The organism is Rhodococcus sp. AD45-ID, assembly GCF_003023755.1.
In the GTDB taxonomy this organism is placed as follows: domain Bacteria; phylum Actinomycetota; class Actinomycetes; order Mycobacteriales; family Mycobacteriaceae; genus Rhodococcus_F; species Rhodococcus_F globerula.
In genome coordinates this window covers 1,394,226-1,408,243 of the sequence record NZ_PYHL01000001.1, presented here as the reverse complement: position 1 = coordinate 1,408,243, position 14,018 = coordinate 1,394,226, and the positions used below count along the sequence as shown (strand labels likewise).

Annotated in this window: 12 protein-coding genes; 10 read left to right on the top strand and 2 right to left on the bottom strand. The window is 62.6% G+C overall.

The genetic code is table 11. The features are described 5' to 3' along the window. Positions 1 to 49: 49 nt before the first annotated feature. The 4 genes from C7T36_RS06440 to C7T36_RS06425 all read left to right on the top strand — a co-directional run bounded on the left by C7T36_RS06440 (position 50) and on the right by C7T36_RS06425 (position 5,765). Positions 50 to 1,924, top strand: coding sequence for a dynamin family protein (locus C7T36_RS06440; RefSeq protein ID WP_045064163.1), 1,875 nt, complete (start codon positions 50 to 52; stop codon positions 1,922 to 1,924). Next, positions 1,921 to 3,393, top strand: coding sequence for a dynamin family protein (locus C7T36_RS06435; protein ID WP_045064162.1), 1,473 nt, complete (start codon positions 1,921 to 1,923; stop codon positions 3,391 to 3,393). The genes C7T36_RS06440 and C7T36_RS06435 overlap by 4 nt, the downstream gene beginning before the upstream one ends. Positions 3,394 to 3,497: 104 nt before the next feature. Further along, complete coding sequence (locus C7T36_RS06430) at positions 3,498 to 5,081, top strand: MFS transporter (protein WP_045064161.1); 1,584 nt, start codon at positions 3,498 to 3,500, stop codon at positions 5,079 to 5,081. 24 nt (positions 5,082 to 5,105) lie between these two features. Beyond that, positions 5,106 to 5,765: an FMN-dependent NADH-azoreductase gene (locus C7T36_RS06425; protein WP_045064158.1), complete on the top strand. Its 660-nt coding sequence runs from the start codon at positions 5,106 to 5,108 to the stop codon at positions 5,763 to 5,765. Here the strand turns inward: C7T36_RS06425 and C7T36_RS06420 are convergent, their stop codons facing one another. Continuing rightward, entirely contained in the window at positions 5,766 to 6,776 is a 1,011-nt protein-coding gene (locus C7T36_RS06420; protein WP_045064156.1) for a TIGR03617 family F420-dependent LLM class oxidoreductase, read from the bottom strand. Further along, complete coding sequence (locus tag C7T36_RS06415) at positions 6,773 to 7,291, bottom strand: hypothetical protein (RefSeq protein ID WP_239654600.1); 519 nt, start codon at positions 7,289 to 7,291, stop codon at positions 6,773 to 6,775. The genes C7T36_RS06420 and C7T36_RS06415 overlap by 4 nt, the downstream gene beginning before the upstream one ends. A gap of 251 nt (positions 7,292 to 7,542) precedes the next feature. Between C7T36_RS06415 and dnaK the strand changes: the two genes are divergently transcribed. The 6 genes from dnaK to C7T36_RS06385 all read left to right on the top strand — a co-directional run bounded on the left by dnaK (position 7,543) and on the right by C7T36_RS06385 (position 14,018). Then, the gene (gene dnaK / locus C7T36_RS06410; RefSeq protein WP_033235710.1) at positions 7,543 to 9,396 is read left to right on the top strand and encodes a molecular chaperone DnaK; all 1,854 of its coding nucleotides are present in this window, start codon (positions 7,543 to 7,545) and stop codon (positions 9,394 to 9,396) included. After that, positions 9,393 to 9,998 carry a nucleotide exchange factor GrpE gene (gene grpE / locus C7T36_RS06405; RefSeq protein WP_045064147.1) on the top strand — a complete coding sequence of 202 codons (606 nt, stop codon included), beginning with the start codon at positions 9,393 to 9,395 and terminating at the stop codon, positions 9,996 to 9,998. The genes dnaK and grpE overlap by 4 nt, the downstream gene beginning before the upstream one ends. 22 nt (positions 9,999 to 10,020) lie before the next feature. Beyond that, complete coding sequence (dnaJ, locus tag C7T36_RS06400; RefSeq protein ID WP_033235708.1) at positions 10,021 to 11,196, top strand: molecular chaperone DnaJ; 1,176 nt, start codon at positions 10,021 to 10,023, stop codon at positions 11,194 to 11,196. After that, positions 11,196 to 11,603, top strand: a complete 408-nt coding sequence (locus C7T36_RS06395) for a heat shock protein transcriptional repressor HspR (protein WP_033235707.1) — start codon at positions 11,196 to 11,198, stop codon at positions 11,601 to 11,603. The genes dnaJ and C7T36_RS06395 overlap by 1 nt, the downstream gene beginning before the upstream one ends. A gap of 343 nt (positions 11,604 to 11,946) precedes the next feature. Then, entirely contained in the window at positions 11,947 to 13,164 is a 1,218-nt protein-coding gene (locus C7T36_RS06390) for an ABC transporter substrate-binding protein (RefSeq protein ID WP_045064144.1), read from the top strand. Next, the gene (locus C7T36_RS06385) at positions 13,161 to 14,018 is read left to right on the top strand and encodes a branched-chain amino acid ABC transporter permease (RefSeq protein WP_033235705.1); all 858 of its coding nucleotides are present in this window, start codon (positions 13,161 to 13,163) and stop codon (positions 14,016 to 14,018) included. Before C7T36_RS06390 ends, C7T36_RS06385 begins: the two co-directional genes overlap by 4 nt.

Here is a 14,018-nt window from a genome sequence, read left to right as displayed (position 1 = left end):
TGCAGGGCCGGAATTGCCGAATCGGAAGAACTGCGAGTCGACGGAACACATGGAAACTGCAGCGGATCAGGTCAGCAGTCGTAAGGCACGCGTCGCGTCGGCGGCCGCGTCGTTGCTCGATCGAACGGCGGTACTTGCGAGAGATATCGATCGATCCGATCTGGTCGCACGCGCCGAGAGCGCGCTGGTGCGCGTCACCGATCCCCGGATTCGCATCGTTGTCGTAGGCCCGCTCAATCAGGGCAAGAGCCAGTTCGTGAATTCGCTGCTCGGTTGCGACGTGTGTTCCGTCGGAGACGACGAGACAACGGCCGTTGCGACGGTAGTTCAGTACGGGGAAACCGCTGGCGCAGAGCTGGTTCTGGCCGAACCTGGTAGTGAACCTCGGAGAGTTCCGCTCCCGCTCGACGAGTTGCTCGGCATAACGCCCGCAACACCACGGGCCGACGGACGGGAAGTCCTCCGCATCGACGTTTCCGTTCCGAGCCCGCTGTTGGCCGACGGGCTGGTCTTCATCGACACACCGGGCGTCGGAGGGCACGGAAATCCGCATGCTGCTGGAACTTTGGGATTGATTACGTCGGCAGATGCGGTGCTGGTGCTCTCGGATTCGAGTGCGGAGTTCACCGAGCCTGAAGTCGCGTTCATCCGGCAGGTCCTGAATCTGTGCCCCGTTGTTGCCGGTCTTGTCAGCAAGACGGATCTGTACCCTCACTGGCGTCGGATTGTCGACGCAAATCATGGTCACCTGCAACGCGCCGGCCTCGAGCTTCCGCTGATTCCGATATCTTCCGTCCTGCGATCGCATGCGCTGCGCTTGGACGACCGGGAACTCGATGCGGAATCCGGATTTCCCGACCTCTATCAGTTCTTGCGGGACAAGGTTGTTGCGCGCGGCGAGGCAAATACGCGGCGAGCGGTGGTGATGGACGTGCAGTCCATTGCCGCCCACTTGTCGCTGGAAATGGGCAGTGAGCTTGCGGCGCTGCGTGATCCGTCGACGGCGCAAGCAGCAGTGGCCGGGTTGCATCGGGCCAGGGAGGTCGCAGAAGAACTGCACAAGAAAACATCCCGCTGGCAGCAGAGCCTTGGCGACGGAATTGCCGATCTCGCGGCAGATATCGATCACGACCTGCGTGATCGCCTGCGCCGCGTCACCCGAGCTGCCGAGGAAACCGTCGACGAGTGTGACCCGGGCAAGGACTGGGATGCCGTCGGGACCTGGCTCGAGCAAGAGATCGCCACAGCCATCGGCGACAACTTCGTCTGGGCGCACGATCGTGCGCAGTGGTTGGCTGAGGTAGTGGCCGAACACTTCGCCGAAACCGGTGACGTGGCACTGCCGCAGATCGACCTTGCCGACACCGACGCTTTCCTCGAACCTGTTGCGGCGCTGTCGGATCTCGAATCCGGCCGTATCGGCATTACGCAGAAAGTTCTGGTGGGCATGCGCGGTTCCTACGGTGGCGTCCTGATGTTCGGGCTGATCACCACGATGATGGGTATGGCGTTGGTGAATCCGATCTCGATCGGTGCCGGAGTTCTGCTTGGCACCAAGGCTTATCGTGAAGACAAGCAGACACAGGTGCTGAAGCGCCGGGCCGATGCAAAGTCGGCGATCAGGCGCTACGCGGACGACGTGAGTTTCCAGGTGGGCAAGGAATCGAAAGACCGGCTCCGCCTGGTGCAGCGGCTCCTGCGTGATCATTTCACGGACATCGCCGAGCAGGCTTTGCGCTCGATCAACGAATCGTTGCGAGCGACGCAGGAGGCGGCCAAACTGGAATCGAGCGAGCGGGCAGGACGCATCGCGCAACTCGAGGAGAATCTGCGTGTGGCAGAGGAATTGACCACGCGTGCCGGATCGTTGGTCGGCGAGCGAGTGCAAGCGGGCAGGTCTCGGAAGGCTGAGGTCGGAGCATGAACGTCACCGCCACGGAGTCGGCGCGCACGTTGATCGAGCAGGCGCGAGGATTTTACGTCGACAGCCCGGAACTCTGTGCTCAATTGGACGAGTGCGCGGCGCGGTTGGACGAGCCGCTGCGGGTAGCTCTGGCAGGTTCGCTCAAGGCCGGTAAATCGACACTTCTCAATTCTCTTGTCGGGCAAGATATTGCACCGACAGATGCAACCGAATGCACACGAGTTGTCACCTGGTATCGAAACGGCACGACGCCGAAGGTAAGCGCTACGGATTCCAGCGGCACCGAGTTCCATATACCGGTGGCACGCAACAGCGGCCGGCTGACGTTCGATCTGGGTGTGCGCACATCCGAGATCGTCGATCGAATCGACGTGGAGTGGCCGTCGTCGGCGCTGGCACGCATGACGATCATCGATACACCAGGCACGTCGTCACTGTCCACCGACGTGTCGGCCCGGACATGGAAAGCCCTTGTTCCCGACGACGGGGTGCCGGGCGCTGATGCCGTCGTGTATTTGCTGCGGGCGCTGAATGCGACTGACCTGCAGTTCTTGACGAGGGTTGCCGAACACGTCGGTGGTGAATCAGGTCCGCTCGGTGTGATCGGGGTGCTCTCGCGCGCGGACGAAGTGGGCGCGGGCCGAATGGACGCGATGGCGTCGGCCGACGATGTGGCGGGACGGTTTGCCGAGGAACTCGGCCGCTCGGGCCTGTGCCAGTCGGTGGTGCCGGTCGCCGGACTGTTGGCACTGGCTGCCCGAACTTTGCGGCAGAGCGAGTTTGCCGCGTTCGCGGCGCTTGCCGAGGTGCCTGCAGCCGATCTGAGCTCGGCGATGCTGTCGGCGGATCGTTTTGTCCGCGAAGACAGTTCGCTGCCGGTCGATGCGGCGATGCGGGCTCAGTTGGTGGAACGGTTCGGGCTGTTCGGGATTCGGCTGGCGGTGACGTCGGTCAAGTTGGGCGTCGGCGATTCTCCCACGCTGGCAGCGGAATTGCTCCGCCGCAGTGGATTGGACGAGTTGCGCCGCGTGATCGATGTTCAGTTCGGCCAGCGCGCCGACCAACTCAAATCCCATACAGCGCTGGTAACGCTGAGCCGACTGCTCGAACGCAATCCGCGCGAGAACACTGCACCGATCGCAGCGTCGGCGGCGCGACTCCTCGCCGACGTGCACGGTTTTCGCGAACTTCGACTGCTCGGGCGGCTCGGATCGGTTCACACCGATCTCTTGCCGGACGATCTAGCAGCGCTGCAGCGATTGATCGGCGGCCACGGAATCAGAACGCACGAGCGCTTGGGGGCGACAGAAGGGGAGAGCCTCGATGCTCAGCGCGCCCAGGCCGCGGACGCAGCGCAGCGGTGGCGCACATTGTCGTCGCACCCACTGTTCGATCAGTTCACAGCGAGAGCGTGTCAGGTCGCAGCGCGCAGCGCGGAAGGTGTACTCGCGGAAATCGTGGCCGAATAGGGATGTCATTAGTCCTGCGCGAGCGAGCCGACGGATCTATGTTGAGTTCGGAATGATCCGGACAAAACGCCTGGTTCGGATTCGGCCTCGTTGGGAGCAGCCCTATGTCGAACGACATCACGTCGAAGTCTCCGGATCGTGCCACGTACGTACTCGGCACACTCATTCTGGTTGCGGCGGTGGCAAACCTCAATCTGTCGGTGGCCAATGTTGCCCTGCCTGACATCGGCAAGGCGTTCGACGCGAGTCAGACGCAACTCAATCTGATAGCCGTCGGGTATTCACTGGGATTGGCAGGCACAGTCCTGTATCTCGGTGCGGTCGGTGACCGGTACGGCCGCAAGATGCTCCTGGTGACGGGTATGGCGTTGTCGATTCCGGCGTCACTCGTCGCGGGGTTTGCAGGCGGCTTCGAAGTATTGTTCGCGGCCCGCATCGTCGGTGGTATCTCGGCGGGCTTGGCGTTCCCGACAACGCTGGCGATCATCACGGCACTGTGGGCGGGGCCGGCGAGGACCAAGGCGATCGCGATGTGGTCTGCGATCGGTGGCGCGATTTCGGCTCTCGGTCCGATCGTTTCCGGGGCCTTGCTCGAGAAATTCGATTGGGGCTCGGTCTTTTTCGTGACCCTCCCGTTGGCTCTCCTGGCCTTGGTGTGCGCGGTGATTCTGGTTCCCGCCCATGTCAACGAGACCACCGATCCGGTTGATCATCTCGGCGGAATCGTGTCCGTCGTTTTCATCGGGGCGCTGGTGTTGTCCATCAACTTCGCACCGGTCAAGGGCTCCGGAACAATGGCGTTGGTCCTGGGCGCGATCGCACTGGTCGCAGGTATCGGGTTCTTCCTGCAACAACGACGCGCAGTCAATCCACTGTTCGACCTTCACGTAGCCGCTCGTCCCACCTTCTGGGTAGCGGCCGTTGGCGGCTTGGTGGTGTTCGGTTCGCTCATGGGCGCAATGTTCATCGGCCAGCAGTTCCTGCAGAACGTACTGAGTTACTCGACGCTGGCGGCGGGTGCGGCCATCATTCCGGCCGCTCTGGCGATGGTGATCGTTGCGCCGCAGTCGGCGACGATGATCGAAAGGTACGGCGCCCGCGTCACTCTGCTCTCCGGTTACCTGTTTGTGGTTCTCGGATTGTTTGTCGCGCTGTTCATGTGGAACGAAAGCACACAGTACTGGCAGGTCGCGCTCGCCTACGCGCTTGTCGGTATCGGCGTCGGCCTGGCCGGCACACCGGCATCGCGTTCCCTCACCGGGTCAGTTCCCGTACACCGCGCAGGTATGGCGTCGGGTACCTCGGATCTGCAACGCGACCTGGGCGGCGCCATCATGCAGTCCATTCTCGGTGGAATACTCACGGCCGGGTACGCAAAATCGTTGGGGAATGCGATCTCGTCATCGCCGGAAGCATCCCAGGTAACCCCCGAAACTCAGGCCGCACTCACCAAATCGTTCTCCAGCGCCGAAGTTCTGGCAGAGCGCTACCCGCAATACGCGGATCAGATCATGACCGCCGCCAAAAGCGCCTTCCTGGACGGCGATACCAAGGCCTACATTGCGGCAATCATCATCGTGTGCGTCGGCGGTCTTGTCGTGACGTTCTTCTATCCGCACCGCGAGCGCGAGCGTGTACTGCTGGCGCAGTACGCGGCGGAATCCGATCTCGCAGAGGAGAAGAGTTGAGCGCGCTCTGGTACTGATGGAAGGATGCCACAGCTACTGCACATCGATTCGTCAGCCGACCTTCACACATCGACGTCCCGTGAACTCACCGCGTTGTTCGCTCAGACGTGGGCCGAGATCAGCCCTGACCATGAGGTAGTCGGGTTGGATCTGCACCGGGATCCGCTGCCACACCTCTCGGACGCGGCCCTGCACTACGCACAGCGGCTGCGAGTGGCTGGAGAGCAGCCGGATGCCGACGCAGAAGCGCTGCAGGGTCGGGTCATCGAGCAACTCGCTGCTGCGGATGTTGTCGTGATCGGTGCACCGATGTACAACTGGTCGATCCCGTCCACGTTGAAGGCGTGGATCGACTACGTGCATGTCCTGGGAACGACTGTGCCTTTCGATACGCCGCCTGCTGGAACTTCTGCTCAGCCCATGGCGGGTAAGCCGGTGGTGATCGTGTCCAGTCGCGGAAACACCTATGCGCCGGGTTCCGGGAACGAAGGCGATGACCATACCGTGCCGCCGCTCGTTCAGGTGTTGGGTGTTTCGATGGGTATGAACGTCAGTGTTGTCACCGCGGAACTGACTTTGGCGCAGCGTATTCCGCCCATGGCACCGCTGATCGAGCAGGGGAAGATCAGCCTGAGCGCTGCCCGTGATTCGTTGATCGATCTTGCCCGCACGCTGGGGGCGTGATCAGGACCGGGCGAGCGCCGAGATCATCGACGCCACATCTGCCGGATCCGCGTCGTAACCCGGGAAATAGCAACATACTTCGGTGGCATGATTTCCGAATCGTCGCCGGATTTCGGTAGCGCATTCTTCCGGTGTGCCGACGACGGCAAGAGTTGTCAGCATGGGATCGGTTATCAGTGACGCCATTTCGGCGTACCCGCCTCGTTTGGACAGCGCGTTGAGCTGGGGCTGTACGTCGCCCCAACCTTCGATGTCGAGCACGGGCCGGTAGGCAGGGGTCGAGCCGTAGAACGAGAGCAGGCTGCGGACTCCGCGGGCCGCTGCATCCAGTTGCTCGCCGCCACGTCCGACGCCCACGATCACCTGCGGGATGATCGTGAATTCCTCTCGGGTTCGGCCGGATTCGTGGAGGCCGGCGTCGACGGCCGGCAGGGTCCGCTCGAGGAAATGGCGCTCGGAGTGGAACGGCATGACCAGCAGGCCGTCGGCCACTGCGGCCGCGGTTCGCGTCATGATCGGCCCGAGTGCGCCCATCAGAATCTGCGGGCGACCGAATGGGTTGGGGCCGGGGTTGAAGGTGGGCGGCATCAGGGTGTGGGTGAAGAACTCGCCGCGGAAGTTCAAGGGAGTTCCGTGTTCCCACGCGTCGAAAATGGCGGTGATCGCGCTGACGGTTTCTCGCATGCGCGCCGCCGGCCGCGACCACGTTGCGCTGTAGCGCTTCTCGATGTGCGGTTTGATCTGCGAACCGAGGCCCAAGCGGAACCGTCCCCGGCTGAGAAGTTGGAGATCGTTCGCGGAATGCGCCAGGTGCATCGGGCTGCGGGGGAGCGCGATGGCGACATTGGTCATGAGGTCCAACTCCACCGACGACGCGGCTTCCACGAGCGGGAAGAAGACATCGTGTGGGCCTTCGAACGTGAAAAGCCCACCGGCGCCGGTCTGGGCAAGTTCGCGACTGCGGGCGGCCCCGTCGCCGGGTGCGGAGTCGAGCTGAATGTGAACTTTCATCGGCGCACGCCGGTGATCGCCGCCACCGCTACAACCGTGCAGTACAGGAGTGGTCCCCAGTCGAGTACGGCGCTCACCTGGTCGGCACCCGAGACCAATGACCGGAATCCCAGACCTGCGGCAATCCCGAGTACGCCCACCACCGCGCCCACGATCCGCGCGGAAGACTTCCGGGCAGACAACAGTTGCACTGTCAGAAGCGTGAACAGAAGTAGAAGGACAGCAGCGGCGCCACTGCAGATCAGGACGACGGTGACCGCGTCGGAGATGTCGGTTGCCGAGTAATCGGGATTGTCCCGCGCGATCGACGCCTCTAGTGCGCTACGGATCTCGGTCAGGTTCACGATCATGATCGCGGCGATTGCCAGGAGTACAACGACGGACCCCGCCCAGGCTGCCATCGAGACTTTTGGTGTTCGATGAGGCGAGTGCTGGTGCAGCGGACGGATCGTGACTGCGGGCCTTGCGGGACTGGGGCGCGTATCGGCGCTGGGAGAATTGTCGGGATCCGTCACGGGCCGATCGTAACCAGTCCGGGTGATCCGGAGCACATTTCGGAAATTTCTCGGAGGCTGGGAACAAATTTACCGGTGTTGTAGTTGACCATTTCGACAAGCTTGAGCGCCCCCGGCTCAACTTCGAGTTGACTCTCAGCCTCGGTTGAGGGCAAACTTGAGCGGAGGACGCTCACCAAGCGAAAAACGCGCGGTCATGGCCGAGATCAAGCACTCGGACAGAGCACCGCAGAACGAAAGGTAGGAACACTATGGCTCGTGCAGTCGGTATCGACCTCGGTACGACCAACTCGGTAGTAGCAGTGCTGGAGGGCGGCGAGCCCGTAGTGGTCGCCAACTCCGAAGGCTCGCGTACCACGCCGTCCGTCGTCGCATTCGCAAAGAACGGCGAGGTCCTCGTCGGCCAGCCTGCGAAGAACCAGGCGGTCACCAACGTCGATCGCACCCTCCGCTCCGTCAAGCGCCACATCGGCACCGACTGGAATGTCGAGATTGACGGCAAGAAGTACACGCCGCAGGAAATCAGCGCTCGCACGCTCATGAAGCTCAAGCGTGACGCAGAGGCTTACCTCGGCGAAGAAATCACGGATGCCGTGATTACCGTCCCCGCATACTTCGAGGACGCACAGCGTCAGGCCACCAAGGAAGCCGGCCAGATCGCCGGCCTCAACGTTCTCCGTATCGTCAACGAGCCCACCGCGGCTGCACTGGCATACGGCCTGGACAAGGGTGACACCGAGCAGACCATTCTGGTCTTCGACCTCGGTGGCGGCACCTTCGACGTCTCCCTGCTGGAAATCGGCGACGGCGTCGTCGAGGTTCGCGCAACCTCCGGTGACAACCACCTCGGTGGCGACGACTGGGACGAGCGCATCGTCTCCTGGCTCGTCGACAAGTTCAAGGCTCAGAACGGCATCGATCTGACCAAGGACAAGATGGCCCTGCAGCGTCTGCGTGAGGCTGCGGAGAAGGCGAAGATCGAGCTCTCCAGCTCGCAGAGCACCTCCATCAACCTCCCGTACATCACGGTCGACGCGGACAAGAACCCCTTGTTCCTCGACGAGCAGCTCACGCGTAGCGAGTTCCAGAAGATCACCTCTGATCTCCTCGACCGCACCCGCGCGCCGTTCCAGGCCGTGATCAAGGACAGTGGCATCTCCGTCAAGGACATCGACCACGTTGTTCTCGTCGGTGGCTCCACCCGTATGCCGGCTGTCTCCGACCTGGTTCGCGAGATGACCGGTGGCCGTGAGCCCAACAAGGGCGTCAACCCGGACGAGGTTGTGGCCGTCGGTGCTGCTCTGCAGGCCGGTGTCCTCAAGGGTGAGGTCAAGGACGTTCTGCTCCTCGACGTCACACCGCTCTCGCTCGGTATCGAGACCAAGGGTGGCGTGATGACCAAGCTCATCGAGCGCAACACCACCATCCCGACCAAGCGCAGTGAAACCTTCACCACGGCTGACGACAACCAGCCTTCGGTGCAGATCCAGGTGTTCCAGGGTGAGCGCGAGATCGCTTCGCACAACAAGCTTCTCGGCTCCTTCGAGCTCACGGATCTGCCGCCCGCACCGCGTGGCGTCCCGCAGATCGAGGTCACCTTCGACATCGATGCCAACGGCATCGTGCACGTGACCGCGAAGGACAAGGGCACCGGCAAGGAAAACACGATCAAGATCCAGGACGGCTCCGGTCTGTCCAAGGAAGAGATCGAGCGCATGGTCAAGGACGCCGAGGCTCACGCCGAGGAAGACAAGGCCCGCCGCGAAGAGGCAGAGGTCCGCAACCAGGCCGAGTCGCTGGTCCATCAGACGGAGAAGTTCGTCAAGGAACAGCGTGACGGCGAGAACGCGGGCAAGGTCTCCGAGGAGATCCTGACCAAGGTCGAGGCAGCGATCAAGGACGTCAACGACGCCCTCGCAGGCACCGACATCTCGGCAGTGAAGACCGCCGTGGAGAAGCTGGGCACCGAGTCGCAGGCTCTTGGCCAGGCAATCTACGAGGCCTCCGCAGCCAGCGAAGCCGGAAACACCGACGGCGCAGGCAATGACGACGACGTCGTCGACGCCGAGGTTGTCGACGAGCCTTCCGACTCGGACAAGAAGTGACCTCGGACAACTCCGAGAACAACCCGGTCGACCCCGAGACCGGTGCACAGGGAGAGGCGGCCGGCGAAGGCCGGCCGCCGCTCGACTCGGAAGACACAGGGGTAGTGCAGGAAGCCGAGGCCATCGTGGAAGAAGCGACGCTGGCTGACCAGTTGGCAGAACGCACTGCAGACCTGCAGAGCTTGCAGGCACAGTTCATGAACTACAAGCGCCGCGTCGACCGCGACAAGCAGGTCGACATCGCCAACGCGAAGGCTTCCGTGGTGGGAGTGCTCGTCCCGATCCTCGACGATCTGGATCGCGCACGCGCACACGGAGACCTCGAAGAGGGTCCGCTGCGAGCCCTCGCGGACAAGCTCAACACCACCCTCACGGGTCTCGGTTTGAGCGAGTTCGGCGCCGTGGGAGACGCTTTCGATCCCGAACTGCACGAAGCTGTGCAGCACGAAGGTGAAGGAGCCGACCCGGTCCTGAGTGTGGTCATGCGTAAGGGCTACAAGTTCGGTGACCGCGTCCTGCGACACGCGATGGTAGGCGTTGCCGATCGAGTGGGCGAGCAGCCGACCGACGGCAGCGCAGGCGCAGAAGAAGAATCAAAGTAACAGCGAGAGGAGGAGACGCCCAGTGAGTCAACGGGAGTGGATCGAGAAGGACTTCTACAAGGAGCTGGGCGTCTCGTCCTCAGCTTCGGCCGACGAGATCAAGAAGGCGTATCGCAAGCTGGCTCGGGATCTGCATCCCGATGCCAACCCTGACGATCCCAAGGCCGAAGAGCGCTTCAAGGCTGTCAGTGAAGCGAACACGATCCTGTCGGATCCGGAGAAGCGCAAGGAATACGACGAAGCCCGAAGGCTCTTTGCCAGTGGCGGATTCGGCCCCCGGGCGCAAGGCGGCGGTGGCGGATTCAACCCCGGCGCCGGCGGCTTCGACATCAACGACCTGTTCGGCGGCGGTGCCGGCGGTCAGGATTCAGGTCTCGGCGACATCTTCGGTGGATTGTTCAACCGCGGCGGCGCCGGTCAGCGAACCTCGTCCGCTAATCGTCCGCGTCGGGGCAAGGATCTCGAAACCGAAACCACGCTCGGGTTCCGCGAAGCGGCGCTCGGTGTCACGGTTCCGCTGAGGATCACGAGCCCGGCATCGTGCACCACGTGCCACGGCAGCGGCGCAAAGCCGGGCACCAGCCCGCGAGTGTGCCCGCACTGCAACGGAACCGGTGTCATCAACCGTAACCAGGGTGCTTTCGGATTCAGCGAGCCGTGTGACGATTGCCGGGGAACCGGTTCCATCATCGACTCGCCCTGTGAGGACTGCCACGGCAGCGGCGTCACCAACCGCACCCGCACCATCACGGTGCGCGTGCCGTCCGGCGTCAGTGACGGTCAGAAGATCAGGCTCAAGGGCAAGGGTGAAGCGGGACTCCGCGGCGCTCCCGCCGGCGACCTGTTCGTCAACATCCGGGTGCGTCCCGACTCCGTGTTCGGACGCAACGGCGACGACCTCACGGTCACCGTGCCGGTGAGCTACGGCGAACTGGTTCTCGGTACCACACTGTCGGTACCGACGCTGGAAGGCCGTGTCGGCGTCAAGGTTCCACCAGGAACTGTGGACGGGCGTGTTCTGCGGGTTCGCGGACGCGGCATCCCGAAGCGGCCTGAAGGAGCCGGCGATCTGCTGGTCACTGTCAAAGTGTCTGTCCCGCAGAAGCTGGACGACGCGGCGATCGAAGCGCTCGAGACCTATCTCGAAGCAGAGAAGGCGAGCGGATTTGATCCACGGGCCGGGTGGGCCGGTGTGTGATGACCGAGCAGCCGAAGAATCAGAGAGACGTATCGCTTGACCCCGATGCTCAGATCTTCGTAATTTCCGTGGCCGCCGAACTGGCGGGCATGCATGCGCAGACCTTGCGCAACTACGACCGTCTCGGATTGGTGACCCCGCATCGCACCACCGGTGGCGGGCGCCGTTACTCCCCGCGAGATGTTGCGCTTCTTCGTGAGGTGCAACGTCTCTCTCAGGACGAAGGCGTCAACCTCGCCGGGATCAAGCGGATCATCGAGCTGACAAATCAGGTCGAGGCTCTGCAGCATCGAGTTCGGGAAATGGCTGAAGAGATCGCCAAGGTCCATGCCGGCTACCGCCGGGAACTGGTGCCGATACCGCGCAACAATGCGTTGGTGGTGTGGAAACCGCGTAATCAGCGGTAGCGCGTAGCAGCACGAACTGACGGCCCGGTGGCCTTTCGAATCACAGGATTCGCAAAGGTCACCGGGCCGTTTTGCTGTGTTCTTTCAAAGGTTTTCGTGTACTTCCACCCAGCGGGAATTGCCCTGTCGAGGCGGCCTGAATGTGCATAGCGTTCGCCTGGATGGCCCGTTTGACGTTAGCCAGATCACATCCTATGCTTCGAACCCAAGCAACCGCTTGCTGGATTATCAAGCGGGTGCTTGGTCGACTGATGCCTAAAACGGGGTGTGTCCATCGGTCGGGCTAATTCCACGTCAGGTATTCGCCTGACGTTCGATACAAATGGGTTCTAGGAGTGCGGACATGAAACGTCGGCCTATTCTTGTGGCGGCAGTTGCTGCGACGGCGGCTCTGACTCTCGCGGGTTGCAGTGGCTCCACTGATTCGGAAGGCGGAGCAGACTCGCCTTACCGGGTTCTGCTGACCGGCGGCATCAGCGCCCAGGGCGTTCTCGCGGCGAACTCGCAGACGTCGCTGCTCGCGACCAAAGCCGGCGTTCAGGTCCAGAACGCGGCCGGCGGTATCGATGGTCGTCAGATCGAGTTGACGACGGTGGACGATGCAGGCGACGCCACCATCGCGGTGACCAAGCTGCGCGAAGCGATCAACTCGGGCAACAAGCCGGACCTCTACCTGAACTCCGGTCCGTCATCCATCGCTGCTGCAGTTCTGCCGATCCTCAAGCAGAACAACATCCTGTCGATGAGCATGGCGCCCTCGCCCGATTCGACGGACCCCGCGAAGTTCCCGCTCAACTTCGACCTCGCCCCTGGCGCGACGGATACCGCTCGCGGAATCTCCGAGTACGCAAAGACCAAGGGCTACACCAGTGTCGGAGTTCTGCACGGCAGCACCGCGTACGGTGAGCTCTTCGGCGAGGAGATGACAACCGAACTCGGCAATGTCGGGCTGAAGGCGGCCGGCAACGAAGAGTACGACGCCGCTGCCCTGGACATGACGGCGCAGTTGCAGTCGCTCAAGAACTCCGGGGCCACGGCCATTGCGTTGGACGCGTACGGCGCCCCGCTCGGATACGTACTCCAGAGCCTCGAGCGTCTGGGCTGGGACGTACCACTGATCGGCAACACGTCGGTCTCCGCGACCAACCTCATCGCCAATGATCCGCCTGCCGGCGTCCTGGGCACTCCGCAGGTGAAGAACCTGGTGACGCAGGTGTTCACCAGCACGGTGTTCGATCCGAACAACGAACTGGTCAACACGATGGTGGACACGATGGCATCGCTGGGTTCCATCCCGTCCACGCTGATCCTCGCGGACAACTACGACGCATTCCCGTTGGTGGCGGCCGCAGCGGAGAAGGCCGGCAGCTCGACCGACCCGAAGAAGCTTGCCGAAGCACTGGAAACCTCTGAGGTCCAGGAGAATGCCAAGACGGCGTTCCTCTCTCGCTACAACTTCAGTGCCGACAGCCACGGTCCGAACCCGAATACCAGTGAGCTGCAGTTCATCAGCCCCACGAAGATCCTCAACGGCCAGTTCGGAAACCCGGCCGCCTCATGACAATTCTGTGGTCCGGGTTGGCGCTCGGCGCGGTCTACGTGCTCGTCGCCATCGGATACAACATCGTTTTTGTTTCCTCCAACACGTTCAACTTCGCTCAGGCTCAGCTGATGATGGTGGGCACCTTTGTCGCCTACACCGGGTTGGTCACTCTGAAACTCCCCGTTCTGGTCGTGGCGGTCATGGCCACCGTGACGGTCATGCTGTTGGCAGCGGTGGAGGAGATCATCGCGATCAGACCGGTCGCCGATCATCAGAATCAATTGGTGACAACACTCGGCGTTGCCACCCTGCTCAACGGTGCGACGCAGTTGATCTGGGGCAGTGAGCCTCTCACGGTTCCGTTCTTCGGCTCCAACGATCCCATCACCTTGCTCGGCGGCCGAACCTACCCGGTGGAGATCGCCCTGCTGGTTGCGGCGATCGCACTGGTCATCGGGTTGAGCTACGTCTCGAAGAAGACGATGACGGGTCTGGCGCTGATCGGAATCTCCGAAGACCGTGAAGCGGCGATGCTGCGCGGAGTCAACGTACGACGGCTGGCACTGGGAGCGTTTGCCTTCTCCGGTGCCTTGGCCGGAGTCCTCGGACTCCTGGTCGGTCCCAAGACGTTTGCGGTCGCGACGTTGGGTGCCGCGCTGGCACTGAAGGGGTTCGTGGCGTTGGCGATCGGCGGATTCGGTTCTCTGCCAGGTGCATTGATCGGCGGGCTGACCGTCGGTCTGGTGGAATCGTTCACCGCGCTGTGGGCGGGCAGCCAGTACAGCAATATCGCCGTCTTCACGGTGCTGATCGTCATTCTGATGGTCAAACCAGCCGGATTGTTCGGCAACGTCCGAGAACGGGTGGTGTGA

Coding starts and splice junctions, on each gene's coding strand:
- C7T36_RS06440 (WP_045064163.1), top strand. CDS start 50: ATGGAAACTGCAGCGGATCAGGTCAGCAGTCGTAAGGCACGCGTCGCG.
- C7T36_RS06435 (WP_045064162.1), top strand. CDS start 1,921: ATGAACGTCACCGCCACGGAGTCGGCGCGCACGTTGATCGAGCAGGCG.
- C7T36_RS06430 (WP_045064161.1), top strand. CDS start 3,498: ATGTCGAACGACATCACGTCGAAGTCTCCGGATCGTGCCACGTACGTA.
- C7T36_RS06425 (WP_045064158.1), top strand. CDS start 5,106: ATGCCACAGCTACTGCACATCGATTCGTCAGCCGACCTTCACACATCG.
- C7T36_RS06420 (WP_045064156.1), bottom strand. CDS start 6,776: ATGAAAGTTCACATTCAGCTCGACTCCGCACCCGGCGACGGGGCCGCC.
- dnaK (WP_033235710.1), top strand. CDS start 7,543: ATGGCTCGTGCAGTCGGTATCGACCTCGGTACGACCAACTCGGTAGTA.
- C7T36_RS06395 (WP_033235707.1), top strand. CDS start 11,196: ATGACCGAGCAGCCGAAGAATCAGAGAGACGTATCGCTTGACCCCGAT.
- C7T36_RS06390 (WP_045064144.1), top strand. CDS start 11,947: ATGAAACGTCGGCCTATTCTTGTGGCGGCAGTTGCTGCGACGGCGGCT.
- C7T36_RS06385 (WP_033235705.1), top strand. CDS start 13,161: ATGACAATTCTGTGGTCCGGGTTGGCGCTCGGCGCGGTCTACGTGCTC.